General features: G+C 71.4%; 19 protein-coding genes. 14 read left to right on the plus strand and 5 right to left on the minus strand.

Annotated elements, in window-relative coordinates; translation table 11 throughout:
* The first annotated feature begins 410 nt into the window (after nucleotides 1-410).
* The 3 genes from WMF31_RS08485 (at nucleotide 411) to WMF31_RS08495 (ending at nucleotide 4,716) form a co-directional block, all read left to right on the plus strand.
* On the plus strand, nucleotides 411-1,610 hold the full coding sequence (locus WMF31_RS08485) for a hypothetical protein (protein ID WP_436601452.1): 1,200 nt from the start codon (nucleotides 411-413) through the stop codon (nucleotides 1,608-1,610).
* Nucleotides 1,607-2,362 carry a ferritin-like domain-containing protein gene (locus WMF31_RS08490; protein WP_436601453.1) on the plus strand — a complete coding sequence of 252 codons (756 nt, stop codon included), beginning with the start codon at nucleotides 1,607-1,609 and terminating at the stop codon, nucleotides 2,360-2,362. Before WMF31_RS08485 ends, WMF31_RS08490 begins: the two co-directional genes overlap by 4 nt.
* A gap of 239 nt (nucleotides 2,363-2,601) precedes the next feature.
* On the plus strand, nucleotides 2,602-4,716 hold the full coding sequence (locus WMF31_RS08495) for a S9 family peptidase (RefSeq protein WP_436601454.1): 2,115 nt from the start codon (nucleotides 2,602-2,604) through the stop codon (nucleotides 4,714-4,716).
* A 79-nt stretch (nucleotides 4,717-4,795) separates the two neighbouring features.
* On the opposite strand, the gene WMF31_RS08500 is transcribed toward WMF31_RS08495, so the two are convergent.
* Together WMF31_RS08500 and WMF31_RS08505 are read right to left on the minus strand one after the other, a co-directional pair.
* Complete coding sequence (locus WMF31_RS08500) at nucleotides 4,796-5,254, minus strand: response regulator (protein ID WP_242515322.1); 459 nt, start codon at nucleotides 5,252-5,254, stop codon at nucleotides 4,796-4,798.
* Nucleotides 5,255-5,424: 170 nt separating this feature from the next.
* Complete coding sequence (locus WMF31_RS08505; RefSeq protein ID WP_436606533.1) at nucleotides 5,425-6,219, minus strand: TerC family protein; 795 nt, start codon at nucleotides 6,217-6,219, stop codon at nucleotides 5,425-5,427.
* 385 nt (nucleotides 6,220-6,604) lie between these two features.
* Between WMF31_RS08505 and WMF31_RS08510 the strand changes: the two genes are divergently transcribed.
* Together WMF31_RS08510 and WMF31_RS08515 are read left to right on the plus strand one after the other, a co-directional pair.
* Nucleotides 6,605-8,773: a hypothetical protein gene (locus WMF31_RS08510; protein WP_436601455.1), complete on the plus strand. Its 2,169-nt coding sequence runs from the start codon at nucleotides 6,605-6,607 to the stop codon at nucleotides 8,771-8,773.
* Nucleotides 8,774-8,836: 63 nt separating this feature from the next.
* Entirely contained in the window at nucleotides 8,837-9,214 is a 378-nt protein-coding gene (locus tag WMF31_RS08515) for an STAS/SEC14 domain-containing protein (protein ID WP_129352016.1), read from the plus strand.
* Nucleotides 9,215-9,510: 296 nt separating this feature from the next.
* Here WMF31_RS08515 and WMF31_RS08520 read toward each other — a convergent pair whose 3' ends face one another.
* Nucleotides 9,511-11,847 carry an Rv1355c family protein gene (locus WMF31_RS08520; RefSeq protein ID WP_436601456.1) on the minus strand — a complete coding sequence of 779 codons (2,337 nt, stop codon included), beginning with the start codon at nucleotides 11,845-11,847 and terminating at the stop codon, nucleotides 9,511-9,513.
* A gap of 81 nt (nucleotides 11,848-11,928) precedes the next feature.
* Complete coding sequence (locus WMF31_RS08525; RefSeq protein ID WP_436601457.1) at nucleotides 11,929-12,357, minus strand: hypothetical protein; 429 nt, start codon at nucleotides 12,355-12,357, stop codon at nucleotides 11,929-11,931.
* A 616-nt stretch (nucleotides 12,358-12,973) separates the two neighbouring features.
* Between WMF31_RS08525 and WMF31_RS08530 the strand changes: the two genes are divergently transcribed.
* The 8 genes from WMF31_RS08530 (at nucleotide 12,974) to WMF31_RS08565 (ending at nucleotide 22,116) form a co-directional block, all read left to right on the plus strand.
* Nucleotides 12,974-14,422 carry a CoA-acylating methylmalonate-semialdehyde dehydrogenase gene (locus WMF31_RS08530; protein ID WP_436601458.1) on the plus strand — a complete coding sequence of 483 codons (1,449 nt, stop codon included), beginning with the start codon at nucleotides 12,974-12,976 and terminating at the stop codon, nucleotides 14,420-14,422.
* Nucleotides 14,422-15,294, plus strand: a complete 873-nt coding sequence (locus WMF31_RS08535; protein WP_436601459.1) for a nitrilase-related carbon-nitrogen hydrolase — start codon at nucleotides 14,422-14,424, stop codon at nucleotides 15,292-15,294. The genes WMF31_RS08530 and WMF31_RS08535 overlap by 1 nt, the downstream gene beginning before the upstream one ends.
* A gap of 34 nt (nucleotides 15,295-15,328) precedes the next feature.
* Nucleotides 15,329-16,732, plus strand: coding sequence for a dihydropyrimidinase (gene hydA, locus WMF31_RS08540; protein ID WP_436601460.1), 1,404 nt, complete (start codon nucleotides 15,329-15,331; stop codon nucleotides 16,730-16,732).
* 29 nt (nucleotides 16,733-16,761) lie between these two features.
* Nucleotides 16,762-18,192, plus strand: a complete 1,431-nt coding sequence (locus WMF31_RS08545) for an FAD-dependent oxidoreductase (protein WP_436601461.1) — start codon at nucleotides 16,762-16,764, stop codon at nucleotides 18,190-18,192.
* Nucleotides 18,193-18,195: 3 nt separating this feature from the next.
* Nucleotides 18,196-19,584, plus strand: a complete 1,389-nt coding sequence (preA, locus tag WMF31_RS08550) for an NAD-dependent dihydropyrimidine dehydrogenase subunit PreA (RefSeq protein ID WP_436601462.1) — start codon at nucleotides 18,196-18,198, stop codon at nucleotides 19,582-19,584.
* An 81-nt stretch (nucleotides 19,585-19,665) separates the two neighbouring features.
* A complete protein-coding gene (locus WMF31_RS08555) occupies nucleotides 19,666-21,144 on the plus strand; it encodes an NCS1 family nucleobase:cation symporter-1 (RefSeq protein WP_436601463.1) in 1,479 nt (492 codons plus the stop codon).
* Between the two features lie 281 nt (nucleotides 21,145-21,425).
* Nucleotides 21,426-21,704 (plus strand): hypothetical protein, encoded by a 279-nt coding sequence (locus WMF31_RS08560; protein ID WP_436601464.1) that lies wholly within the window; start codon nucleotides 21,426-21,428, stop codon nucleotides 21,702-21,704.
* Nucleotides 21,691-22,116 carry a hypothetical protein gene (locus WMF31_RS08565; protein WP_436601465.1) on the plus strand — a complete coding sequence of 142 codons (426 nt, stop codon included), beginning with the start codon at nucleotides 21,691-21,693 and terminating at the stop codon, nucleotides 22,114-22,116. Before WMF31_RS08560 ends, WMF31_RS08565 begins: the two co-directional genes overlap by 14 nt.
* 219 nt (nucleotides 22,117-22,335) lie before the next feature.
* On the opposite strand, the gene WMF31_RS08570 is transcribed toward WMF31_RS08565, so the two are convergent.
* Nucleotides 22,336-23,559, minus strand: coding sequence for a hydroxymethylglutaryl-CoA synthase family protein (locus WMF31_RS08570; RefSeq protein WP_436601466.1), 1,224 nt, complete (start codon nucleotides 23,557-23,559; stop codon nucleotides 22,336-22,338).
* Between the two features lie 426 nt (nucleotides 23,560-23,985).
* On the opposite strand from WMF31_RS08570, the gene WMF31_RS08575 reads away from it, so the two are divergent.
* On the plus strand, nucleotides 23,986-25,371 hold the full coding sequence (locus WMF31_RS08575) for a hypothetical protein (protein ID WP_436601467.1): 1,386 nt from the start codon (nucleotides 23,986-23,988) through the stop codon (nucleotides 25,369-25,371).
* Nucleotides 25,372-25,534 lie beyond the last annotated feature (163 nt).

Genomic DNA, 25,534 nt, shown 5'->3' on the forward strand with positions numbered 1-25,534 from the left:
CGCTCGATAGCTCACCCCGGCGGCCGCGTCGAACCCGGCGTGCGCCCCGGCGTCGGCCCGGGCCGCCGGTAGCGCGGCGCGGCTCACCGGGACGGGCGCCGCCGGCCGGCGCCGACGGCCAGGCCAGCGCGGTATACCCGACCAGGCTGGACGCTCGGGCGCACCCCGCGCCGCCGCCCTCGGTGGAGAGCGCCGAGAGCGTGGCAGGCCCCCCGGGCCGCACCGGCGACGAGGCCGGCGATGGGCGGGCCGGCGCGAGGCGCGCTGCGTCGGCCAGCGTCGAGGCGCGGGCGCGCGCGCCCGCGGGCCGTCGCGCTTGCGCTGCGGTGGGGGCGGCCTCAGGTACCGTGCACAGCGGTCGTCTTCGAACGCACGACGCACGACGCACGACGCGCGAGGAGGGGGGCAACATGGCTCTTGATATCCTGAAAGAGCGGGGGATACCGCTCGAACGCCAGTCGTTCAACTGGCGTGAGCTCGTCGACGTTCCATTCAGCAAGCTCGATGATGACGCGTTCACCCGGGTGCGCGTCATCCTGATGAACGGGATCGAGATGGAGAGCGTGCGGTTCCTGCACAGCTTCGCGCGGATGAACCGGGATCTGCGGCGCGTGCTCGCCGAGGTGCGCCGCGTCGATCACCACCAGATCACGGCGGTGAACTGGCTCAACCCGCCGGACCAGTCGCCGCTCGAGACCACCATCGGTTACGAGCAGGTCGCGATCGAGATCACCGCGCACGCGGCGCTGTCCGAGCCGGACCCGTACCTCGCGCAGGTCTATCGCTTCGGCATGCTCGAGGACTACGATCACCTCTATCGCTACTCGGCGCTCCTGGACCGCCTGGAGGGCAAGGACGCCAACAACATCCTTCAATCGTACACCGATGTCACGCCGGGGCGGCCCACCCTCGTCGAGCACCGCGCCCCCGTGGACGACGTGCGCGCGCCGTACGATCGCCGCAAGGCGAGCGTGATCACGAAGCTCAACGCGCTCACGATCATGTCGGCCGAGCAGCAGACGCACAACTACTACGCCAACGTGGGGCCGTTCTTCGCCGATCCGGTGGCGCGGCTGCTCTACGCCGAGATCGACTCGATCGAGGAGCAGCACGTCACCCAGTACGAGGCGCTGATCGACCCCGAGGAGACCTGGCTGGAGAAGTGGGTGCTGCACGAGGCCAACGAGGTCTACAACTACTGGAGCTGCCTCCAGCAGGAGCAGAACCCTCGCGTCAAGCAGCTCTGGGAGCGATTCCTCGATTACGAGCTCGGGCAGCTCCACGTGGCGATCGAGCATTTCAACCGGCTCGAGAAGCGGGACGCGGCCGAGATCCTGCCGGCCTCGCTCCCGGATCCGGTCTCTCACACGAGCCATCGCCAGTTCGTCCGCGATGTGCTCTCCAGGGAGGTGCACCTCCGCGCGGTCGGCGATCAGATCGTGGATCCGAACGTCGTCCCGGAGTCCGCCGCGACCCTCGAGTACAGGAAGCGGTTGAACTCGGCGGGCTCTCCCTCCGAGCTGGTCGCCGCGGGCTACCAGTACACGCCGGGGACCGAGCTCTCGCGGCGCGCCGCGCAGATCGTCGGACAGAAGGAGGCGACGCCATGAAGCAGATCACGATGGGAACCAACACGACGGGCATCGCGACCTCCCCCCTCGACAGCAAGAAGCTCGTCGAGTTCGCGCAGGCGGTGCCGCCGAGCTCCCCCGGGAGCGAGGCCGACGCCGCCGCCGTCAGGATCGAGTACGCGCGGGGGTCGGGCACGATCGGCAGCGTGCCGCCGCCGGCGAGCCTCAAGGGGATGGCCAAGGCCGCCGGCGAGCTCATCCAGGGCAAGCGGCCCGCGCTCCTCGTCGACAAGCTCGGCGAGCGCCTCGCGTTCGAGCGGTCGGGCACGCGCCTCTACGAGGCGATCATCGCCAAGCTCGACGCCGAGGGCGGCTTCGAGGGCGGCCCGACCCGCGCGGAGCTCGAGGCGATCCGCGACGACGAGACCCGGCACTTCGCCATGGTGTGCCGCGCGATGGAGCGGCTCGGCGCCGATCCGACCGCGCAGACGCCCGGGGCCGACGTGATCGGCCTGGCGTCGAGCGGCCTCCTGTCGGTGGCCGTCGAGCCCAGGATCAACCTCGGGCAGAGCCTGGAGTCCTTGCTCGTCGCCGAGCTCGCGGACAACGACAGCTGGCGGATGCTGATCGACCTGGCCGTCGCCTACGGCCAGGACGAGATGGCGGCCGAGTTCCGCATCGCCGAGCAGCACGAGATGATCCACCTCGCGCTCGTCCGCAAATGGCTGTCGAGCAAGCTCGCGCTGGACGCCCGCGCTCAGCCCTCCACGACGCCGCAGCGGGCCGCCTGACGCGATCGGTCCCCCCATGCCGCCCGGCGACGGCGCACGCCCTCGCCGGGCGGGAGAGCCCGCCCCCGGCCCTCGCGCATCGGGCGGAGGCCGGCGGGCGTGCATCGAAGCCCGCCCCCGGCGCGCGCGGCCCTCGCGCCCGGCATGGACCGGCCCGCGCGATCTGGGTATGACGCGGGATGCGCGGAGAGGGCCGCGTGCGGGTTCCCCGCCGGCGACTCCGCCTCTCGGGTGAATCCATGAACCTCCCCCAGAAGATCCGATCGCTGTTCCTGCTGCCGCTGCTCGTGCCGGTCGCGTGCGGCGGCGCCCCGGCGCAGGCCCCGGCGCCGCCGCCCTCCGCGGCGCCGCCGCCGGCCTCCGCGCCCGCCGCGGCCGCGCCCGCCGCGCCGGCGAAGCCCGCGCCGCGGGCCGACGCGACGCTCGCGCCGCGCGGCGTGCTGTTCGGCAACCCCGATCGCGCGAGCCCACGGGTCAGCCCCGACGGCAAGCGGCTCGGGTTCCTCGCCCCCTCCGAGGGCGTGCTCAACGTGTGGGTCGGCCCGGTCGACGACCCCGCGTCGGCCAGGCCGGTCACCCAGGAGAAGAGCCGCGGCGTGCGCTTCTTCCTGTTCCCCTACACGAACGAGCACGTCCTCTATCGCCAGGACAAGGGCGGCGACGAGAACTGGCACATCTACGCCGTCGACCTCAAGACCGGCGACATCAAGGACCTCACGCCGTACGACGGCATCGCCGCGAACGTCGTGGGGGTGAGCCCGAAGATCCCGAACGAGATCCTGATCGGCATCAACGATCGGGACAAGCGGTACCACGACCTCTACCGCGTCAACGTCCGCACCGGCGAGCGCAAGCTCGTGCGGCAGAACGACGGGTTCGCGGGGTTCGTCGCCGACGACGACTTCAAGGCGCGGCTCGCGATGCGCATGACGCCGGACGGCGGCCAGGAGTACCTCGACATCACGGGCAAGGCGCCGAGGCCGTTCGTCGCGTTCGGGCCGGAGGACAGCGCCACGAGCGGGGCGATCGGCTTCGACACGGCCGGCACGACCCTCTACTTCCAGGACAGCCGCGGCCGCGACACCTCCGCGCTCGTCGCCCTCGACCCGCGGACCGCGAAGCCGTCGCTGCTCGCCGAGGACCCGAAGGCCGACGTCGATGACGCGATCACCCACCCGAGGACGGGCAAGGTCCAGGCGATCACCTCCGCGTACGAGCGCCAGCGCTGGCAGGTGCTCGACAAGGGACTGCAGCCGGACCTCGACGCCCTCCGCGCGGTCGCCGAGGGCGATCTCGAGATCCTGAGCCGCTCGCTCGACGACCGGCGCTGGACGGTCGCCTACGTCGTCTCCGACGGCCCCGTCCGGTACTACCTCTACGATCGAGACAAGAAGCAGGCGAAGTTCCTCTTCACGAACCAGAAGGCGCTCGAGTCGGTGCCGCTCGTGAAGATGCACCCCGTGGTCATCAAGGCGCGCGACGGCCTCGAGCTCGTGAGCTACCTGTCGCTGCCGCGCGCCGCCGACCCCGACGGCGACGGCAAGCCGGAGAGGCCGCTCTCGATGGTGCTCTTCGTGCACGGCGGCCCGTGGGCGCGCGACACCTGGGGCCTGAACCCGATGCACCAGTGGCTCGCGAATCGCGGCTACGCCGTGCTGAGCGTCAACTACAGGGGCTCGACGGGCTTCGGGAAGAGGTTCATCAACGCGGGCGACCGCGAGTGGGCCGGCAAGATGCACGACGACCTGCTCGACGCGGTCGGCTGGTCGGTGGCGCAGGGCATCGCCGACAAGGACCGCGTGGCGATCATGGGCGGCAGCTACGGCGGCTACGCGACGCTCGTCGGCCTCACCTTCACGCCCGAGGCCTTCGCCTGCGGCGTCGACATCGTCGGCCCGTCCAACCTCGTGACCCTGCTCGAGTCGATCCCGCCGTACTGGGCGCCGATGCTCGAGCTCTTCGCCCAGCGGGTCGGCGACCCTCGCACCGAGGACGGCAAGGAGCTCCTGCGCTCCCGCTCGCCGCTCACCCGCGTCGAGCACATCAAGCGGCCCCTGCTCATCGGCCAGGGCGCCAACGACCCGCGCGTCAAGCAGGCCGAGAGCGACCAGATCGTCAAGGCGATGCAGAGCAAGGGGATCCCGGTCACCTACGTGCTCTATCCGGACGAGGGCCACGGCTTCAACCGCCCGGAGAACCGCACGTCGTTCAACGCGATCGCGGAGATCTTCCTCGCGCAGTGCCTCGACGGCTCCTACGAGCCGATCGGCGACGACTTCAAGGGGTCGAGCCTCACCGTCCCCGCGGGCGCCGACGCCGTCCACGGGCTCGCCGCGACGCTCTCCCAGCGCTGAGCCGCCGCCTCGCCCCGGCCCCGCCGGCGCGCCCGCGCGGCGGGCCGGGGCCGCGCGCGGCCGGCGCGCGCGGCGCCCTTCAGGTCTGCTGCGTCGACGCGGCGCGCGCGCGCCGCATCGAGCCCGGATCGCTCACCGCCGGCGCGCTGGCGAGGTCGTCGAGCGTCTCGAGGAGCTGCTCCAGGTCGAACGGCTTGTTGATGACCCGCGTCGCGCTCGGGTGGTTCGGGTCGATGCAGAAGCCGGGATCGCTGAGCGCGGTGACGAGCACGACCGGCACCGTGCTGCCCTCCGCCGTGAGCGTCTCCATGAGGCGCGGCCCGTCCATGAACGGCATCACGCAGTCGAGGACGATGACGTCCGGCGGCGCCTGGGAGCGTAGCTGCTCCAGCGCCTCGAGCGGATCGGTGTAGCCCTCGACGTCGTATCCCTCCGCCTCCAGCACCTCTTCCAGCGTCTCGACGATCGCGTCGTCGTCATCGATGATGACGACCCGCCGCCGCCTTCCTTTGTCCGCGTCCCCGTGCTCCTCGCTCACGCTCACCTCGGTGGAGAACCCCGGTGTCACTTCTGGGACCGGCCGCCGCCTCCGTCGACCCTCGGACGTCCCGTCTGTGCGAATTGTTTACAGGCTCTCCCGGTGGTCGGTCCAGCGGCGGGCGGCGCTGTCCCCTCGGCGGCCGGCCGAGCGCGCTCCGCCGACCCGCCTCAGCCTTTCGGCTGAGGCTGCTCGCCCTGCTCGAGGAGGTCCGGCGAGCTGCCCAGCCTCGAGTGGAGCTGGACCGGCTGCTGGCGCAGCTTGAGGCGCATGTTGATGAGCTCGACGCCGAGCGAGAAGGCCATGGCGAAGTAGATGTAGCCCTTGCTGATGTGCTGCCCCATGCCGTCGGCCACGAGCACCACGCCGATCAGGAGGAGGAAGCTCAGCGCGAGGATCTTCATGCTCGGATGGCGGTGGATGAACGCGCCGATGCGCCCGGCGAAGACGAGCATCACGCCCACCGCGATGAACATGGCGACCATCATGATCGAGATGTGCTGCGCCATGCCCACCGCGGTGATGACCGAGTCGAGCGAAAAGACGATGTCGAGCACCACGATCTGAGCGATGACCGTGCCGAAGGACGCCCTGGCCGGCGCCTTGTCGTCCTTGCTCTCGGCGACCTCGAGCTTGTCGAACATCTCGTGGGTCGCCTTGCCGATCAGGAACATGCCGCCGGCGAGCAGGATGAGGTCACGCCCGCTGAACGCGTGTCCGAGCAGGGTGAACAGGGTCGCCTTGAGCTCCATCACCCACGAGATCGCGAGCAGGAGGAGCAGCCGCATGCCGAGCGCGAGCAGGAGGCCGATGCGGCGCGCGAGCGGCTGCTGGGGCCCCGGCAGCTTCGCCGTCATGATCGAGAGGAAGACGATGTTGTCGATTCCGAGGACGATCTCCAGCGCGCTCAGCGTCGCCAGGGTGATCCATCCGTCCGCGTGGAGAAATGGGCTCAGGTCGAGCATCGAGGTGGCCCGTTGTAGCATGGCGAGCCGCGCCGGATCCCGGCTCGCCGAGGTGGCGGCCTCGGCGCTGCTTGACGAGCTCGACGCGGCTGACGCGCCCGACGCGCTTCGACGTCCAGGCGCCCGGGCATTGCTCCGGTGTTCAGCGGCGTGGAGCCCGCGCGCGCCCCTCGCGACATGCCGGGCGCTTGACCGGGGATGTCAGCTTCCTGTAGAGATGGTAGGGAAGTAAGAAGTGTCAAGTGGATCTGCCTCCGTGCTGGCATCCGGGTGAGCTCTTGAGGGGTGTTGGCGAGCTCGCGGGCGCGTGTCCGTACGGCAAGAGCGGTGTCGGGGGCTGTGCCTCACCGAGGACAGGTGTTCTCTTACCGGGGGGGAGAGCCACGTGACAGAGGTCCCGAAGGTGGGATTGGGGGAGGCGGAGAGCTGGGCGTACCGCGGCGGCGCCGACGGGCTGGCGCTGGGGCGGACTCTCCTCGAGCGCCCGCAGCTGTCCGAGGCGCCCGAGGCGTGCTGGCTCGAGGCAGACGCCGCGTGGGTGCGGATCGAAGGGTTCGAGTCCAGCTACCCGATCGCCCTCCTCGGCGTGATGGGCGCCTGGATCGAGCCCGATTACCGGACGTCGTTTCCCTTCGGCAGCGTCGTCAAGGCGCGCCTGTACTGGCGCGGCGCCGAGGTCGGTCCGCTGCCCGCCCTGTTGATGTTGCAGTCGATGGGCCTGCGAGGGCCGCTCGTCGGCCTGTCCTTCCAGGACGTGCCCCCCCGCGCGCGCGGGCAGATCCGCGACGTGCTGCGGGTCCTCGTCGAGGCCGGCGCCGCGAAGGCGGCGGCGGCGAGCCTCTTCAGGCAGGCTGCCGCGGAGGCCGCGCCGGTGCACGAGATCATCGACGACCCGCGGCGGGTGCGCAACATCCTGAGCGTCCTCTTGCGCAAGAAGGGCGTCGTGCGCCGCGCCGCCGAGAGCGCGCCGCCCCTCTGCGTGCTGCTCAGCGAGGTGGGGGCCGGGACGGTCCGGTGGTGCGGCATCGAGGGCTGGAGCGAGGCGGCCGCGGTCGAGATCGCGGGACACAACTCCGTCTTTCGGTTCAGCATCCGGGCGGAGCAGGTGCGCCCGGGCGAGGTGGTCTCCGGGCTGCCGGCGACGGTCGAGCGCGTCCGTCAGAGCCTGCACCAGCGCGGCGTCGAGGCCGAGCTCACCGCGCGCTTCCTGCACCCGCTCTGGCTGCACCTCCCGCCGGTCGAGGCGGAGGTGGTCGACGTGTCCTTCTCGAGCCTGCGGCTCGCGCTCAGGGAGGGGCAGCCGCCGCTCCAGCCGAGGCTCAAGCTCTCGCTGGAGCTCCCGGACGGCGACGACGGGGTGGTGCACCTGCAAGGCGAGGTGCGGTCGGTGTCCGCGGCCGGGGGCGAGCTCACCCAGCTCTGCAGCGTGCACGTGACGGCCGCGCGGCGCGAGGACGAGCGGCGCTGGCTCCGGCTCGTGTCCCGCATCCTGCACGCGACCACCTACGGGGGGACGGCCTGGCAGGCGGAGCTCTGGGATCTGTTCGCGTCGTCTGGCTATTTCAACCTCTCCGGCCGGCGGCCGGAGCACTTCGACGCCATCAGGCCGAGCTTCCTGACGATGGCGCAGAAGGCGGCGGCGGTGCCGCACCTCCTGTACAACGTGGCCTGCCTGTCCGAGCACGGCATCGAGGGCAATTTCTCGCTCATGAAGCCGTACCACAGCACGTGGATGTTCCACCAGCTCGCGAAGCGGCCGAAGAGCGCGTCGACGCTGAGCTCCCGGCAGGTGCTCCGCGACATCTTCACGCGCTGCTGCGAGCACGCCCAGGCCGACCCGGAGTGCCGGTGGATGATGGTCTATGCCGAGGCGCGCGTGTCGTGGAACGAGCGGTCGTTCTTCGAGTTCGCGCGCACGCACGAGGCGACGGGGCTCGCCGCGGCGCTGCCGTTCCGGCTGATGGGCGTGGACGTGCCGGACCCGCCGCCCGGGGAGCGCGGCGGGGCGGAGGGGCTCCCCGGGATCGGCGAGGCGACGGCGCTTCAGATCGGCGAGGCGACGGCGCTGGAGCAAGCGGAGATGCTCGAGCAGCTCCGCGTCACGTCGCCGCGGCTGTACACGGAGGCGCTCGACCTCGTGCCGGGCCGGTTCGCGCTCGGGCCGTGCATCGAGCGCTGGCGCGCGGCGGGCCTGGAGCGGGAGCGCGCGCTCCTCGTCGCGCGGCGAGGCGGCGAGCCCATCGCGGCCGCGGTGCTCGAGCTCGGCGAGCTCGGCACCAACCTGTTCCGCCTGCTCGACTCGGTCCGCCTCGTGCCGATGCGCCCGGGGGGTGAGGCCGCGTTCCGCCCGCTGCTCGACGCGGCGTGCGGCTGGTTCCACCGGCACCACCGCACGTCGTTCATCTACTTTGGCGAGCGCGGGCAGCTCACCCACACCGGTCGGGCGACCGTGAACGATCTGGGGGAGGGGAGGTTGTGGATCATCGCCATGGAGCTCGTCCCCGAGTTCGTGGAGCACGTCTACAAGCTCACCTTGCCAAAGCCGCATCGATAGGGCTGGCTCAGGAGTCACAGACCGTGGTCGTCCGTCGCCCCGAGCTCCCGGAAGGGGGGAGACATGTACCGTATCAAGATCGATAAGATCAACGCCGTCGTCGAGGTGGCGTTGATCGGCGTCGTGCGCGCCGAGGAGGCGTATGCGTATGCCGCCGAGTACAGGAAGGCCCTCGGCTCGCTGTACGGTCGCAAGATCCGGATCTTCGTGGATCTGCGCGGCTTTTCCATCGCGTCCGAGGAGGCGACGGAGCTCTTGCGAGAGATCGATTCGGCCTGCGCGGACATGGGCGTGGTCCGTGTGGCCGAGGTGGTCCAGAGCGATGTCGCCGCGCTGCAGGCCAACCGGATCGCCCGGGAGGCGGGGGCCACGAAGTGGCTCCGGATCTTCAAGGACGAGGCGACTGCGCGGTCATGGCTCCAGAACGGGGATCGCGTGTAGACGGTTGAGGTTGCGGGAGAGGGAGAGAGAGGGAGAGGGCGTTGTCCAGAGCTGCCCGGCCCCCGGGGAGGGTGTTCGTGGGGCGGCGTGGGGGCCCCACCGAACTCACCTGGGACGTTCTCTCTCCGACGCGCTGCGCGCGCCGGAGAGAGAACGTCAAATCAGGTTCAGACATCGGTCCGTCCCCCACGCCGCCCCACGAACACCCTCCCCGGGGGCCTACCGATTCGTTGACCTCTACCCCACGAGCCTCGGTCCGCCCCACGAACACCCCTCCAGGCCTGCCGAGCTCGTGATCAGCGCACGAGGAGCACGTCCTCGAGGGGGCGCCGGAGCGAGCGCGTCGACGCCGGGTCCGCGAGAGACAGACGGAAGAGCAGGATCTCCGCCGTGGCGTCGGTGACGTCGAACAGGCGGACATACCGCTCCCGGAGCGCCCTCGCCGCCACCACCGTCTCCGGTTCCATCCCCTCGCCGTGGCCGCGGATCAGCCGCGCGAACATGTACGGCAGCGTCGCCATCGGGTAGACCGCGATCCCGAGCTGCGTCGCCGTGAGCCACGCCCGCTCCATCGCCCTCCCGCCCTGGAAATAGTCCTCGAGCCCCGCGCGAGGCATGGTGATCAGCGCGACCGCCATCGCGCCGGAGATCGCCTTGTTCGCCTGCTTCTCCAGCGCCTTGCCGCCGCCCCAGGACCGCACGAGCTCCAGCACGCGATAGTCCCGGCAGACGTCGTACCCCGCGCGATCGGTCGGCGAGAGCTCGAGCGAGCCGATGAACAGGCCGTCCCGGCGCGCCTCCGCCTCCGCCTCGGTCCAGCGGATCTCCTTCATCAGGTCGGCGTGCATGCGCTCCGAGAGCAGCCGGAGCCGATCGGCGGCGCCTAGGAGAGCCCCGATCTCCCGGAGCGCCGCGGCCGACCGGATCAGCTGGAGATCCGCCCCGGGGATCGACCGGACCGCGGCGAGCAGGGCCGCCGCTTGCTCCTCCGCGAGCTCCGCCCGCCGGCTCACGCGCCGGTTCGTGTGCCGCTGCCCGATGGCGCCCACGAGGCCGTCCATCGCGTGCCCCTCCACGCCGCTCACCGGCGCCTCGAAGAACTCGAGCACCGCCGCGAGGTCCTCGTCGCCGGCGCGCGGGAAGGGCGAGACGCGCACGCCGAGCCCCTCGCGATGCGCGGCGAGGACGACGTTCTCCGCGGCCGCGCCGAGCGCGACCACGCCGCCCGCCCCCCGGAAATCGGCGAGCGACTCGGAGCGCGCGCGGTCGTGGAACAGGCCGAGGCGCCGCGCCTCGTAGACCCAGCGCCACGGTTGACAGTTGCCGCCCGAGGGCGCCGCGATCCCCGCGCCGACGAGCCGCTCCAGCCGCCCCCGGTCGAGCTCGACGGCCCCCGCGTCCCCGGCGACGCCCGCGAGCGACCCCGGCTCGAACGCCCGGCCCCGCCCCTCGGTCCCGGCCGGCGCGGGCGCCCCCTGCGCGGCCGGCGCGGGCGCGCCCTCCTGCTGCCCGCGCTGCGCCCCGCCGATGATCTGCTCCAGGTCCACGTAGTACCGCCCCGAGGGCACCGGCTCCCCCGCGAGGATCCGGCGCGCCGTGTCCGCCGCCGCCGCCCCGCCGTGCACCACCGCCGAGCCGAGCTGCGACCACGTGCTCACCGTCTGCTGCACCTCGAGCAGCGTCGCGCGGAACCGGACCGACATCGTGTCCTGTCCGATGATCCGCATCACGTAAGGCACCTTGTCCTCGGTCGACAGGCCGCGGATGAGGTCCGGGCTGAGATCGCCGACGAGCCCGTGGAGGATCGGCCGATCCCCCTCCAGGTCGAAGCGCTCGACGTCGATGAGCCCCCGGTCGCTCGTGTCCATCAGGACCGGGATGCGGTGGGCGCGCGCGCGATGGCGGATCAGGAGCTTGATATCGAGGCTGTCGCACTCGTCCACCACGAGATCGAGCTTGCCCCCCTCGAGCAGGAAGCGATCCATGCTGTCCGCCGTGACCCCGTCGGGGAAACACCTCACCTCGAGGAACGGGTCGAGCTCGGCGATCTCGCGCGCGGTGGCGTACACCTTGGGCACGTCGAGGTTGTGCACGCCGGTCCGGATCCGGTTCATGTTCGAGAGCTCGAGGTGATCGAAGTCCGCGATGCGCAGCTCGCCGGCGCTCCGCTCGAGCGCCATGGTCAGCGCCACGGACTGGCCCACGGAGAGCCCGATCACGCCGACCCGCCGCCCGGCGAGCCGCTCCTGCTCCTCGCCGGTGATCTTGTACCGGTTGCGGTTGGTCCTGAGCTCGATGAACTCCTCCCGATCGAGCAGGTGCACCAGGCGGTGCGACCAGGGGTAATGAACCCAGACCCCGTACGCCTCCCGGGGGACGCCCGCGAGGTGCTCCTCCACGAGCCGCGCGATCTCGTCGTCGCGCAGGGTCCGGCTGGGGTGCCGGGTCCTCACGAGATCCGCGAGCTGCCGGTCGATCGTGTCGAAGACCTGGAGGCGCGCGTCACCCCGGAGCAAGCGCCCGAGCTCCCCGGCGTCCGCCTCGCTCGTCGGCCGGAAGAAGCGAGGCCGCCACTCGGCCCCTGGCGCGTGGCGCTGCCGGTTCTCGATGAGGAGCCCTTGCCAGCCGGTCATGCCCATTGCGGTGTTCCCGTCTCTCCTGTGTTTGGCGTCGAGAGCCCAGGCGGCGCCGGGATCCCGTGAGCGACCCCCCGGTCAGCGCGTCGCCCGAGGCGCCCGACCTTCCATCTCCAGCCTCATCTTGGCAACCTTGTGATGCACGAGGGCCGCTTCAGGCCCGGTCACGTCGAGATAACGCAGCGCGGCCGCGATGTCGTTGCCCCGGAACGACCTCACCCTCGGGTTGAACCAGCTGAGCGCAATCCCGATCTGCCGCACGAGCAGCGCGTCGGTGCAGATGGCCACCGTGAGCGTATTCTTGCTCACGAATTCGTTGATGGCGGCGCGCTGCTTCGCGTTGGGCCCCCCTCCGGCGGTCACGACCAGCGTCTTGGAGCAGGTGGCGGGCCGATCGAAGACCGTCCGCATATACGCCTCCCATTCGTCGTCGCTCGGCGGTTCCCTCCCGTGGACGGCGATGAGCAGGTGCTCCGTCGTGTCGAACAGCATGGTGGGTAGGATCATCGCTTCACCGGGCGCACCTCGATCTTACGTCCTCGTGTCGCCGAGCCGCCAGAGCGCGCGCGCGTCTCCCGGACACAGCCGGTTGTCAAGCACCTGACCCCGGGTGCCCGAGTGCACTGGATTGCGCCTGGGACGGTTTGAATGCGGGATCGACGGCCCGGGGGCGATGCTCGATGCGGCGTTGGCCCCGAGCGCCGCGCGCGCGGCGCGGCCGCGAGCCGCGGCTCCGGGCAGCGCGCCCAGGCGGGCTCGGGTGGCGTCGGGCCGGTTCGATGCGGGGCGCCGCCGATGACGTCGCCCGAATGCGCTGCTGCTCACGTTTTCACGACATGCCCAGGGCGTACCCGAGTTCTTTCCAAAGGATTTCATGACTTGCTGCTGGGCACTTGCCTGGAGCTTCAACACGCTCTGTGTGGGTTATACTACTACGAAATGGGACCGGGAGGAGCGCCGTCCGGCGGCTGCAATGCGTGCCGCATCTCACCGAGACTTGACGGATGGCCCCAACCCCATGTAGCGCTCGATCGGTGGGTTGTAGTGCAAGGCGTTCAGGGCCTCCGCCCTGGCTGTCTGCACGAGTCCATGGGACGACCCGCCCGGGGAGGTTCGTTTCGCAATGCGCGTGCTGGAAAACTTCATCGGTGGCGCCTGGTCTCGATCCTCGGGGACGACGCTCCTCGACGTGAAGAACCCGGCCACCGGGGAATGTCTCGCGAAGGTCCCCCTCTCGACCGCGGCGGACGTCGACGCGGCGGTGAAGGCCGCGCAGGCGGCGTATCCCGGCTGGAGCGCGACGCCGCCGGTGCAGCGGGCGCGCCACCTCTTCAGGCTCCGCGAGGTATTCGACGCGCACCGTGACGAGATCGCGGCCATCTGCACGGCCGAGCACGGCAAGACCCTGGCCGAGGCGAGGAACGACTTCGGGCGCGGCATCGAGAACGTCGAGCACGCGGCCGGCATCCCGGCCCTGCTGATGGGGCAGGGCCTCGAGGACGTCGCGTCCGGGATCGACTGCCACACGGTCCGTCAGCCGCTCGGCGTCTTCGCGGCGATCACGCCGTTCAACTTCCCTCCGATGGTCCCGCTCTGGTTCCTGCCGTACGCGATCGCGACGGGGAACACGTTCGTCCTCAAGCCGTCGGAGCAGGTCCCGCTCTCGCAGCAGCGCATCTTCGAGCTCATCGACCAGGCCGGGCTGCCGCCCGGGGTCGTCAACCTGGTGCACGGCGGCCGGGAGGTCGTGAACGCCTTCTGCGCGCACGAGGGCATCGCCGGCGTCTCGTTCGTCGGCTCGTCGGCGGTCGCTCGCCACGTGTACAGGAGCGCCGCGGAGGCGGGCAAGCGGGTCCAGGCGCTCGGCGGGGCGAAGAACTTCCTCGTCGTCATGCCGGACGCCGAGCCGTCGAGATCGATCGCCGCCATCGCCGAATCCATCTACGGCTGCTCCGGCCAGCGCTGCCTCGCCGGCAGCGTCGTCGTGTGCGTCGGCGAGACGTACGAGGCGGTGCGCGAGGGGCTCCTCGAGCGGGCCAGGGCGGTCGTGCTGGGGGACGGGGCCAGGCCGGGGGTGACCATGGGCCCCGTGATCTCGGCGGCGCACCGCGATCGGGTGGTCTCGTACATCGACCGGGGCGTGGCCGAGGGGGCGAAGCTCCTTCTCGACGGCCGGGGCGCGAGGGTCGAGGGGTATCCGGACGGCAACTGGGTGGGGCCCACGGTCTTCGACGACGTGAAGCCGGGGATGGTGATCGCGACCGAGGAGATCTTCGGCCCGGTCGCCTGCCTGGTGCGCGCGCGGGACCTCGACGAGGCGATCGCGCTCGCGAACCGGAGCGAGTACGGCAACGCGGCCTCGATCTTCACCTCGAGCGGCCGCGCCGCGCGCGAGTTCCAGCGCCGCGTCGGCGCCGGCATGGTCGGCGTGAACATCGGCGTCGCGGCGCCCATGGCCTTCTTCCCCTTCGGCGGCCAGAAGGGCAGCTTCTTCGGCGACCTGAAGGCGCATGGCCCGACGGCCATCGATTTCTACACGGAGCGCAAGATCGTCATCACGAGGTGGTTCTGATGGCACGCAATGTACTTGGCGGGCTGATCCAGTGCTCGAACCCGATCAACGACGAGGGCGCCTCCGTCGCGGCCATCCGGGACGCGATGTTCGACAAGCACCTCCCGTTCATCGACGAGGCGGGGAAGAAGGGGGTGCAGATCCTCTGCCTCCAGGAGGTCTTCAACGCGCCGTACTTCTGCCCTTCCCAGGACGCGCGGTGGTGCGATCTCGCCGAGCCGGTCCCGGGGCCGACGGTCGAGCGGCTCGCGGCCTACGCCAGGAAGTACGAGATGGCGATGATCATCCCGATCTACGAGCGGGAGATGGCCGGCGTCTATTACAACACGGCGGCCGTCCTCGACGCCGACGGCACCTACCTCGGCAAGTACCGGAAGACCCATATCCCGCACACGAGCGGGTTCTGGGAGAAGTTCTTCTTCAAGCCGGGGAACCTCGGATTCCCCACGTTCCAGACGCGGTATGCGCGGATCGGCGTTTACATCTGTTATGACCGCCATTTCCCGGAGGGGGCGCGGCTGCTCGGACTGAACGGCGCCGAGATCGTGTGGAATCCCTCGGCCACCGTGGCCGGGCTCTCCCAGTACCTCTGGAAGCTCGAGCAGCCCGCGCACGCGGTGGCCAACGGCTACTTCATCGCCGCCTCGAACCGGGTCGGCACGGAGGCGCCGTGGAACATCGGCAAGTTCTACGGCACGAGCTACTTCTGCGATCCGCGGGGCAACTTCCTCGCGACGGGCAGCGAGGACGGGGACGAGCTCGTGGTCGCCGAGATGGACCTCGACCTGATCGAGGAGGTCCGCCGGACATGGCAGTTCTTCCGCGACCGGCGGCCCGAGAGCTACGGAGATCTCACGAAGCAGCACCCCTGACCGGCCCAGGCCGCGGCGAAAGGATGGCGAGCGTATGGGCATCCTGATCAAGAACGGCGAGATCATCACGGCGAGCGATCGGTTCCTCGGCGACGTCTACTGCGAGGGCGGGAAGATCGCCGCCGTCGGCGCGGGGCTCGAGAAGGAGCGGGCGGGGGACACGGTGATCGACGCCTCGGGGCAGCTCGTCTTCCCCGGCGGGGTCGACGCGCACGTGCACATGGAGCTCCCGTTCATGGGCACGGAGAGCTCCGACGACTTCGAGACCGGGACCGCGGCGGGCGTCGCCGGGGGCACGACGACCATCATCGATTTCGTGATCCCGGGCCGCGGGCAGCTCCTGCTCGACGGGCTCGCGATGTGGAACGAAAAGGCCAGGAAGGCGGTCTCCGATTACGCCTTTCACATGGCGGTCACCTGGTTCGGCGACAGGACGCTCGCCGAGATGGCCGCCTGCACGCGCGAGCACGGCATCCCGTCGTTCAAGACGTTCATGGCCTACCGCGGGGCCATCGGCGTGGACGATCCGGAGCTCATCCAGGTGATGGAGGCCGCGCGGGGCCTGGGCGCGCTCGTGACCGTGCACGCCGAGCACGGCGATGCGGTCGTCGCGCTCCAGAAGAAGCTCCTCCGGGAGGGCAAGACCCACCCGCGGTACCACGCCCTGAGCCGCCCGCCGCCGATCGAGGGCGAGGCGACGGGGCGCGCGATCATGCTCGCCCGGGTGATCGGCGAGCCCATCTACATCGTCCACCTCACCTGCAAGGAGGCGCTCGCCGCGGTCGCCGAGGCCCGGGGCCGGGGCCAGGTGGTCCTGGCCGAGACGTGCCCGCAGTACCTGTTGCTCGACGACTCGGTCTACGAGAAGCCGGGCTTCGAGGGCGCGGCGTACGTGATGAGCCCGCCCATCCGGCCGAAGGGGCACCAGGACGCGCTGTGGGCGGCGCTCGCCTCGGGGCTCATCCAGACGGTGGCGACCGACCACTGCCCGTTCAACCAGGCGGGCCAGAAGGACATGGGCAAGGACGACTTCTCGAGGATCCCGAACGGCGCCGCCGGCATCGAGCACCGGCTCGCCCTGCTCTGGACCTACGGGGTGCTCGAGGGGCGGATCGACGTCCACCGCTTCGTCGATCTCTTCGCCACGCAGCCGGCCAAGATCTTCGGGCTGTACCCGCGCAAGGGGTCGATCGTGCCCGGCGGCGACGCCGATCTCGTGGTCTTCGACCCGGCGGGGACGAGCACCCTCTCGGCGAAGACCCACCACCACCGGTGCGACCGGAGCATCTTCGAGGGGTTCGAGGTGAAGGGGAGGCCGTCGCACGTCATCGTGAACGGCAGGGTCCAGTGCAAGGACGGCAAGCTCGACGTGGAGCGCGGCGCGGGGCGGTACCTGCCGCGCCGGCTCGCTCCGGCCCCGGGCTCCCGGGCCGCGTAGCCGAGACCGCTGCCCCGGGAGCACGACCAATGACCCGCGCGCCATCCCTCTCCTCGATCCTCCCGCCCGGGCGGATCGAGGAGCGATTCGAGGACAAGGACCCGCTTTACACCGAGGCCGAGGCGGTCGCCGAGGCGAACCGGTGCCTCTACTGCGTCGACGCCCCCTGCGTAAGGGCGTGCCCGACCGCCATCGACATCCCGAGCTTCATCCGGAAGATCGCGACGGGCAGCGTGAAGGGCGCCGCGCGCACCATCCTCACGGCCAACCTGCTCGGCAAGTCGTGCGGGCAGGCCTGCCCCGTGGAGGTGCTCTGCGCGGGCGACTGCGTCTACAACGCGTGGGGGCGCGAGCCGATCGCGATCGGCCGCCTCCAGCGCCACGCGGTCGAGGCCGCGCTCTCGCGCGATCCGGGGCTCCTCCGGGCGAGGCCGCCCACGGGCAGGCGCGTCGCGCTCGTCGGCGCGGGGCCCGCGTCGGTCGCCGCGGCGGGCTACCTCGCCCTCGAGGGGCACAGCGCCGTGATCTTCGAGCGGAGGTCGATCCCCGGCGGCCTGAACACGCTCGGGATCGCGCCGTACAAGATGAAGGGGCGCGAGGCGCTCCGCGAGATCGAGTGGGTGCTGTCGCTCGGGGACATCGAGCTCCGCGCCGGCGTCGCGGTCGTGGAGCAGGCGGCCGCGCCGGGGGAGATCTCGGCGCGGGAGCTGCTCGAGGGGTACGACGCGGTGTTCCTGGGGCTCGGCCTGGGCGGCGACGCGCGCCTCGGCATCCCCGGGGAGGACGGCGAGGGCGTGGTGGGCGCGACGGCGCTCATCGAGCGGCTCAAGGCCGATCCGCGGCTCGATCTCGCGGGCGTGCGGCGCGCGGTCGTCGTGGGCGGCGGCAACACGGCGCTCGACGTCGCCCACGAGCTCGCGGCGCTCGGGATCGACGTGGCGATCGTGTACCGCCGCTCGGAGGCCGAGATGTCGGGCTACGCGCACGAGCTCGAGGGCGCGCGGATCGCGGGCGCGCGGCTCATCGAGAACCGGGCGCCGGTCGAGGTGGTGCGCGAGGCCGGGCGGGTCGTCGGGCTGCGGATCGCGGCCACGGACGCCGGACCGGGCGGGCCGGCGCCGGGCGGACCCGGTGGGCCGGCGCCGGGCGGCCCCGCGCCCGCCGTGGAGGAGCTCTTGCCGGCGGACCTCGTCGCGGTCGCGATCGGGCAGAGCCGGGCGACGCGGGTGGCGCTCGCCTTCGACGGCGTGGCGCTCGACGAGCGGGGGCGCGTCCTCGTCGATCCCGCGACGCACCGCACGGGGAACCCCAGGGTCTACAGCGGCGGCGACTGCGTGAACGGCGGCATGGAGGTCGTCAACGCGGTGGCCGAGGCGAAGATCGCCGCGCGCGCGATGCACGAGGCGCTGACGCGGCAGGCGGGCGGCAGGGCGCCGGGCCCGCCGCCGCGAGGGAGCTGAGCGATGGCCGACCTGTCTATCGACTTCGCCGGGATCAAGAGCCCCAACCCGTTCTGGCTCGCGTCGGCGCCGCCGACCAACACCGGAGATCAGGTCCGGCGGGCGTTCGACGCGGGCTGGGGCGGCGCCGTCTGGAAGACGCTCGGAAACCCCATCGTCAACGTGTCGAGCCGCTTCGGCGGCATCGATCACGGCAACATGCGGCTCATGGGGCTCAACAACGTCGAGCTCATCACCGACCGGCCGCTCGACGTGAACCTGCGGGAGATGCGCGAGGTCAAGCGGCGGTACCCGGGCCACGCGCTCATCGCCTCGCTGATGGTCGAGACGCGGGACGAGTGGCGGGAGATCATCCGCAAGGCCGAGGACACGGGCGCCGACGGGCTCGAGCTCAACTTCGGCTGCCCCCACGGCATGTGCGAGCGCGGCATGGGCTCGGCCGTCGGCAACGAGCCGGCGGTCCTCGAGGAGATCGCGCGCTGGGCGGTCGAGCTCGCGACGACGCCGGTCATCGTGAAGCTCACGCCCAACGTCGGCGACATCGTCGCGCCGGGCGAGGCCGCGCTCCGCGCCGGGGCGCACGGCATCTCGCTGATCAACACCATCAAGTCGGTGATGGGCGTCGACCTGGAGCGGATGGTCCCGCTGCCGCGCGTCGGCGACGCGTCGACCAACGGCGGCTACTGCGGGCCTGCGGTCAAGCCGATCGCGCTCCACCTCCTGGGCCAGCTCGCGCGCCACCCCGAGATCGGCCGGCTGCCGCTCTCGGGCATCGGCGGCATCGCGAGCTCCCGCGACGCCGCGGAGTTCATCGCGCTCGGCGCGACCAGCGTGCAGGTGTGCACCGCGGTGATGCACCGCGGCTACCGCATCGTCGAGGAGATGATCGAGGGGCTGAGCGACTGGCTCGACGATCACGGGATGCGCTCGGTGAGCGAGCTCCGCGGCCGGGCTGTCCCGCAGCTCAGGGAGTGGGGCGAGCTCGATCTCTCCTACCGCGTGGTCGCCGAGATCAGCGCCGAGAAGTGCATCGGCTGCCAGCTCTGTCACGTCGCGTGCATGGATGGAGCGCACCAGTGCATCCACCTGCCCGGGAGGACGGAGGAGGAGGCGCGCGCGGCGGGCCACACGCGCTTCCCGAGGGCCATCCCGGATCGCGTCGTGACGGCGAACCCGAGCGGGGTGGCGCCGCCGTCGCGCGTCCCGTTCGTGGACGAGGAGGAGTGCATCGGCTGCAACCTGTGCGCGCTGGTGTGCCCGGTGTCCGGGTGCATCACGATGAAGGAGGTGCCCTCGGGCAAGCCGCCCGAGACGTGGAACGACCGTGTCCAGAAGGGGACAGACTTCGTGCCCGGCGGTCTGGAGACGACCGCCCGCGCACGGAGCTCGTGATCCAGGGCTCCTCACCCGCCGGCCTGGAGCCTGACGACCGCGCACGCGCACGCGCCGGCGGAGGGGCAGGGAGGAGCATCGATGTCGCTGACGAACGAGGATCTCGCGCCCACGCCGGAGGCGGCGCGCACCTGGAAGCTGTGGCACTTCGCGGCGCTCTGGGTCGGGATGGCCGTCTGCATCCCGACGTACACGATGGCCTCCGGGCTGATCGATCAGGGGATGAGCTGGCAGCAGGCGCTCGCGTGCGTGGCGCTCGGCAACCTCATCGTGCTCGTCCCGATGATCTTGAACGCCCACGCGGGGACCCGGTACGGCATCCCGTTTCCGGTGCTCGCGCGCGCGTCGTTCGGCGTGATGGGCGCGAACGTGCCCGCGGTGCTGCGCGCGTTGGTCGCCTGCGGGTGGTTCGGCATCCAGACGTGGCTCGGCGGGCAGGCGCTCTGGCAGCTCCTCGTCGCGCTCGCGCCCTCGGTGGAGGCGCCGCTCACCTCGGCGGCGTTCCAGGGGGCGATCGGCATCCACCCGGGGGAGCTCCTCGGGTTCGCCGTGTTCTGGGCGATCAACCTCCATTTCATCCTGAAGGGCACGGAGTCGATCAAGTTCCTCGAGAGCTGGGCGGCGCCGTTCCTCCTCGTGATGGGCCTCGTGCTGCTCGGGTGGGCGTACGCGCGCGCGGGCGGGTTCGGCCCGATGCTGTCGCAGCCGTCCAGGATCCCCGAGGGGCAGTTTCTCTCCGTCTTCGCGCCGGGCCTCACGGCGATGGTCGGGTTCTGGGCGACGCTCTCGCTGAACATCCCGGATTTCACGCGGTACGCGCGCACCCAGCGCGATCAGGCCGTGGGGCAGGCGCTCGGGCTGCCGGCGACCATGGTGCTGCTCTCGTTCATCGGCGTCGCGGTCACGTCGGCCACGCCGGTGATCTTCGGGGAGCTCCTCTGGGATCCGGTGAAGCTGGTCGCGCGGATCGGCGGCGCCTTCGTCATGGTCCTCGCGATGCTGGGCCTGTCGGTCGCCACGCTGTCGACGAACCTGGCGGCCAACGTCGTGTCGCCGGCCAACGACTTCTCCAACCTCGCCCCCCGCCGCATCTCCGCGCGGGCGGGCGGCGTGATCACGGCGATCCTCGGGGCGGCGATCCTGCCGTGGAAGCTCATCGAGTCGTCGAAGGGGTACATCTTCACGTGGCTCGTCGGCTACTCCGCGCTCCTCGGGCCGATCGGCGGGATCCTGATCGCCGACTACTTCCTGCTCCGGAAGATGCGGCTCGAGGTCGACGACCTGTACCGGCGCGGCGGCGCGTACGAGTTCCAGGCCGGGGTGAACTGGCGGGCCATGGCGGCGCTCGCGGTCGGCGTGCTCATCAACCTGCCCGGGTTCCTGGCCGAGGCCGTCCCCTCGATGAAGGACGCGGTGCCGGAGGTGCTGCGCTCGATCTACGCGTATGCGTGGTTCGTCGGGTTTCTCGTGTCGGGAGGGCTCCACGCGCTGCTCTCGCTGGCCGGCCGCGCGGTGCCCACGGCGGCGCGCGCGGGGCGGGGCGCGCGCGCCGCCGGCTGAGGGGGCCGCGGGTCGCTCCGGCCACGCGCCCGGGGCCCGGGGGGGCCTTCGCACGGGCGAGCTCTGCCGTACCGTCTCGGCGGCGAGGGGGAGGAGCGGCCGGGGGGCTCAGGCGTCGGGGGGTGGTCTTCTTCGCCCTGCCTCGTCGCTCCGGTCCGGAAGGGCGCGGTCTCGGTTGATTCCGTGACACGCGCGGCGGGGTGGCCGGAACAAGGAACAGTGAGGGCAGGGGCCCTCGCTGGAGGTACATGGTCCCGACATATGGATCGACGGAAAATCCGTTGAACGCGCCGGAGTTCAGCGCCCTGCGGGCGCTCCGCCGCGCCTTGTCGCGCGGAGGGCTGCCGCCGGTCTCCCGGCGCAGGCCGCGCGACGAGGCGCGGATCGCGGCATTTTTCACGGTGCAGCAGCTGCTGCACATCCTCGAGGAGTTCCGGAGGGCGTGCGCTCGCGGTGAGGCCGTCCGTCTCGTCGTCAGCGAGACGGGCATGTCGCCGACGCGCGTTCTCATGACGATCGCCATCGTCGCGAAAGGGCAGGGCGAGCATGACCGAGCATGACGAGCGGGCCGAATTGCTCGCAGCATACCGTCCGGCGCTGGCGCGCCTGCTGCGCGAGGCGGCGCGCGAGGGCGCGGGCGCCTCGCTCGCCGCCTACGTGCTCAGCTTGCGCGAGCCGACCGGGTACCTGATCGCGCTCGGCCTGCAGCAGCGCAACAGGGCGCTCGATCCCGAGCGGGTGCTCCGCAGAGCCCTGAGCACCGGCGAGCGCACGCCGGTGCTGGCCGGCGTGCTGGCGCGCTCGGCGCTGGCGGAGCTTCTGAGGTCGCTGGCACCTGTCACGGAGGAGATGGCAGACGAGCTGGAAAGATCGGCTCCTGACGGCATGGTCCGCGTGCTCGTCGCGGCGGGCGGCCGGGGGGAGTTCCTCAACCTGGGTGAGGCGCAGGCCCCGCAGGCCCAACCTGGGTGAGGTTGCCCTGCCCGGCCTCAACCTGGGTCGGGTTGGTGCCCTGCCCGGCCTCAACCTGGGTCGGGTTGGTGCCCTGCCCGGCCTCAACCTGGGTCGGGTTGGTGCCGCAGGCCCAACCCGGGTGAGGTTGCCCTGCCTCAACCTGGGTCGGGTTGCCGGCCCAACCTGGGTGAAGTTGCCCCCCTGCCTCAACCTGGGTCGGGTTGCCGGCCCTGCCGCTCACTCGTTCGCGTAGACCCGCCGCTCGCTCGAATCGAGCCCGAGATACACGGCGCGGCTGTTCAGGCTCGCGCCGCCGCGCTCCGCCTTCTCCGGCGCCGGCCGCCGGTCGGCGGCCTCGTCGTTCCTGCGCAGCTCCTCGTACTCGGCCACGGAGGCGCGGCGGCAGTCTCCCAGCGGGGCCTCGATCTCGAGCTGCGCCGCGAACGCCCCGGCTTCCGGCCCGATCCTGCCCGCGAAGAACTCTGCGCAGCAGCCTGACCCGTAGCTGAACAGCCCGATGCGCCGCCCCTCCAGGGCGCGGGCCTCCGCGTTGAGCAGCGACGCCAGCGCGAGGTAGAGCGATCCCGTGTAGATGTTGCCGATCCGCGCCGGCAGATCGAGCGACGGCTCCACCTCGACGGCGAAGCTCTCGTCCGCGGCCTCCTCGCTCAGCCCGTCCATCATCCGCCGATGCCGGTGGGCCTTGCGGGCCATCTTGCCGTAGGGGACGTGGTAGCAGGTGCGCGCGAGCGGCTCGCCGTCCCCGCCCAGGCGGCGCCACTCCTCGTACGCGCCGGCCAGGGCGTCGAGGTAGCACTGCACCGAGAAGTGGCCGTCCACGAGCGCCTCCTTGTGGTGGAGCGGCCGCCAGAAGTCGTAGACGTCGCGCGCGTACGAGCCGGTCCGGCCGACCTCGATCTCCAGGAGGCGCGGGCGCTCGCGCACGAGCAGCGCCACCGCGCCGGCGCCCTGCGTCGGCTCGCCCGCGGAGCCCAGCGCGTAGCGCGCAACATCCGAGCACACGACGAGCGCGGCGCGCCCCCGCGCCGAGCCGGACGCGATCCAGTCCACCGCGTTGAGCAGCCCCGCGGTCCCGCCGAAGCAGGCGTGCTTCGCCTCGAAGACCCGGCACGCGCTCGGCAGCCCGAGCAGGCCGTGGACGAAGGAGGCCGCCGGCTTCGAGTGATCCACGGCGGTCTCGGTGCCCACGACGCAGAGCCCGATGTCCGAAGGGCTCGCGCCCGAGCGCTGGAACAGGCGGCGGGCCGCGTTGGCCGCGAGGGTGATCGGATCCTCATCGGGCGCCGCGATCGCCATCCGGCGGGTGCCCAGGCCGGTCAGGTACTTGGACGGCGGGACGCCCCGGACCTCGGCGAGCTCGCCGAGCTCGACGAAGCGGCGGGGGACGCTGAGGGCGATCGCATCGATGCCGATGGGGGGAAAGCCATGACGTACGCTCATATCCTGCATCCTAGGGGCGCATTGTGCAGAGACCATCGAGCGGCCGCGGAAGCTCCGAGGAGCCCGCCGCGACGCCCCCTCTCCGCGCGGCGCCCGCCCCCCGCGCCAGAGGTCCCCTGGCCCGGCCGGCCGCGCCGCGCGCTCCTCGCTTCCTCGGCTCCTCAATCCATGTGGGCTCGCGCACCCCGCCTCGCGTCGCCCGTGCGCGTACACGGGTGAAGCGGAGTCACGCCCCGGACCGCATCCCTTCGAGGCTCGCTGGCGAAGGGAGGACAACGGCCATGAGCGCACGTCTCACGACACGTCGCGCGACAGCCGTCGAAAGAAAAAATTGCATGCGATTCAAAAATTCACTCACGACATCGTGTCGTGTTCGTGCATTCTAGTATGGCGCGCTCTTGCGCCCTAGCGCTCGAGGTTCATGTGATGCTCTCCAGGTCTACCCTGTTGATTCCGCTTCTTGGGCTCGGTCTCTTGGCCATGGCCGGCGCGGCAGGCTGTTCCAGCAGCTCCGGGTCGAACGGCGACGCCGGGGCGGCGGCCGGCGGGAGCGTCGGTGGAGGTGACGGAGTCGGCGGCGGCGGCGACGGCGGCGATGACGGGGCGACCGCCGGAAGCGGCGCCGGCGGCGGCGACGGCGCAGATGGCGGCGGCAGCGGTGAGGCCGGCGGGCTGAGCTACGGAGGCGGCAGCGGAGGCGCTCCACCGGTCACGCCGGACACGGCGTGTGTCGCCACGGTCGCCGAGGCGACGCTCACCAAGCGGCCGGTCGACATCATCTTCATGATCGACAACTCGGAGAGCATGGCGAACGAGATCATCAGCGTACAGAACAACATCAATGACAGCTTCGCCGCGATCATCGCCGCGAGCGGCATCGACTACCGCGTCATCATGCTCGCCCAGCACGGCGACCCGAACGTCGGAGACTCTGTGTGCATCGGCGCCCCCCTCAGCGCGGCGAGCTGCGACCCCATCCCCGAGCAGCCCGGGAACAACCCGCCCACCTTCTATCATTACAGCTACGAGAACCGGAGCCACAACGCGATCTGCAACATGCTCGCCAGCTACAGCGGCGGCGTGGTCGACGAGTACGGCGCCGCGCCCCTCGGCTGGTCGGAGTGGACGCGCGCCGACTCGCTCAAGGTGTTCGTCGTGATCACCGACGACAACGTGGGCTGCCAGACAAGCCACCTCGAGCGCAACGTCTACCTCGATGATCGCAACACCGCGGAGGCCGGGGAGGACGTCGCCGCGCGCGTCGAGGAGATGCTGCTCGGCCTGGAGCCGCGGGTCTTCGGCGACGCGAGCGCGCCCAACTACATCTTCCACAGCATCGTCGGGCTCAGCGAGAACTCCCCCGCGACGGACGCGTACCCGCCGGAGGGCGACACCGTCCTTGGCACGTGCGGCACGGCGGTCGCGCCCGGCACCGGCTACCAGGCGCTCAGCAGGCGGTCCGGCGGGCTGCGGTTCCCGCTCTGCGAGACGAGCTCCTATGACGTGGTGTTCCAGGCGATCGCGGAGGGCGTCATCACCGGCGCGGTGGTCGACTGCGAGTTCGAGGTGCCGGATTCGCCGCCCGGGGAGATCATCGACCTCGCGACCGTGGTCGTGCAGTACACGCCCGGCGACGGGAGCGAGGCGCGATCGTTCAAGCAGGTGGCCGGCGTGGACGCCTGCGAGGCGGGCTCTTTCTACATCGAGAGCGACACGATCAAGCTGTGTCCGGACGCGTGCCAGACGGTCCAGGCCGACGCCGGGGCGCAGGTGGACGTCCTTTACGGCTGCGACCCCGAGGCGACGCGCTGATCTCTGACAGGGGCGGCGTGCCGTGCGGAGAGGGCCCGCCGTGGGGCCGGCTGCCGCGGCGCGCCCCCTCTCCCGGAGCCCGCCGGCTCGACGCGGCGCCGGGGACGAGCCCGGGGGGACGCGGCGTCGGGGAGCCGTCGCAGGCAGCGCGGCCGGGGTGGTC

The organism is Sorangium sp. So ce1036 (genome assembly GCF_051369805.1).
GTDB classification, from domain to species: Bacteria; Myxococcota_A; Polyangia; order Polyangiales; family Polyangiaceae; genus Sorangium; species Sorangium cellulosum_F.

Coding starts and splice junctions, on each gene's coding strand:
- WMF31_RS08555 (WP_436601463.1), top strand. CDS start 19,666: ATGTCGCTGACGAACGAGGATCTCGCGCCCACGCCGGAGGCGGCGCGC.
- WMF31_RS08520 (WP_436601456.1), bottom strand. CDS start 11,847: ATGACCGGCTGGCAAGGGCTCCTCATCGAGAACCGGCAGCGCCACGCG.
- hydA (WP_436601460.1), top strand. CDS start 15,329: ATGGGCATCCTGATCAAGAACGGCGAGATCATCACGGCGAGCGATCGG.
- WMF31_RS08530 (WP_436601458.1), top strand. CDS start 12,974: ATGCGCGTGCTGGAAAACTTCATCGGTGGCGCCTGGTCTCGATCCTCG.
- WMF31_RS08515 (WP_129352016.1), top strand. CDS start 8,837: ATGTACCGTATCAAGATCGATAAGATCAACGCCGTCGTCGAGGTGGCG.
- WMF31_RS08565 (WP_436601465.1), top strand. CDS start 21,691: ATGACCGAGCATGACGAGCGGGCCGAATTGCTCGCAGCATACCGTCCG.
- WMF31_RS08505 (WP_436606533.1), bottom strand. CDS start 6,219: ATGCTCGACCTGAGCCCATTTCTCCACGCGGACGGATGGATCACCCTG.
- WMF31_RS08575 (WP_436601467.1), top strand. CDS start 23,986: ATGCTCTCCAGGTCTACCCTGTTGATTCCGCTTCTTGGGCTCGGTCTC.
- WMF31_RS08490 (WP_436601453.1), top strand. CDS start 1,607: ATGAAGCAGATCACGATGGGAACCAACACGACGGGCATCGCGACCTCC.
- WMF31_RS08545 (WP_436601461.1), top strand. CDS start 16,762: ATGACCCGCGCGCCATCCCTCTCCTCGATCCTCCCGCCCGGGCGGATC.
- preA (WP_436601462.1), top strand. CDS start 18,196: ATGGCCGACCTGTCTATCGACTTCGCCGGGATCAAGAGCCCCAACCCG.
- WMF31_RS08525 (WP_436601457.1), bottom strand. CDS start 12,357: ATGATCCTACCCACCATGCTGTTCGACACGACGGAGCACCTGCTCATC.
- WMF31_RS08495 (WP_436601454.1), top strand. CDS start 2,602: ATGAACCTCCCCCAGAAGATCCGATCGCTGTTCCTGCTGCCGCTGCTC.
- WMF31_RS08485 (WP_436601452.1), top strand. CDS start 411: ATGGCTCTTGATATCCTGAAAGAGCGGGGGATACCGCTCGAACGCCAG.
- WMF31_RS08570 (WP_436601466.1), bottom strand. CDS start 23,559: ATGAGCGTACGTCATGGCTTTCCCCCCATCGGCATCGATGCGATCGCC.
- WMF31_RS08535 (WP_436601459.1), top strand. CDS start 14,422: ATGGCACGCAATGTACTTGGCGGGCTGATCCAGTGCTCGAACCCGATC.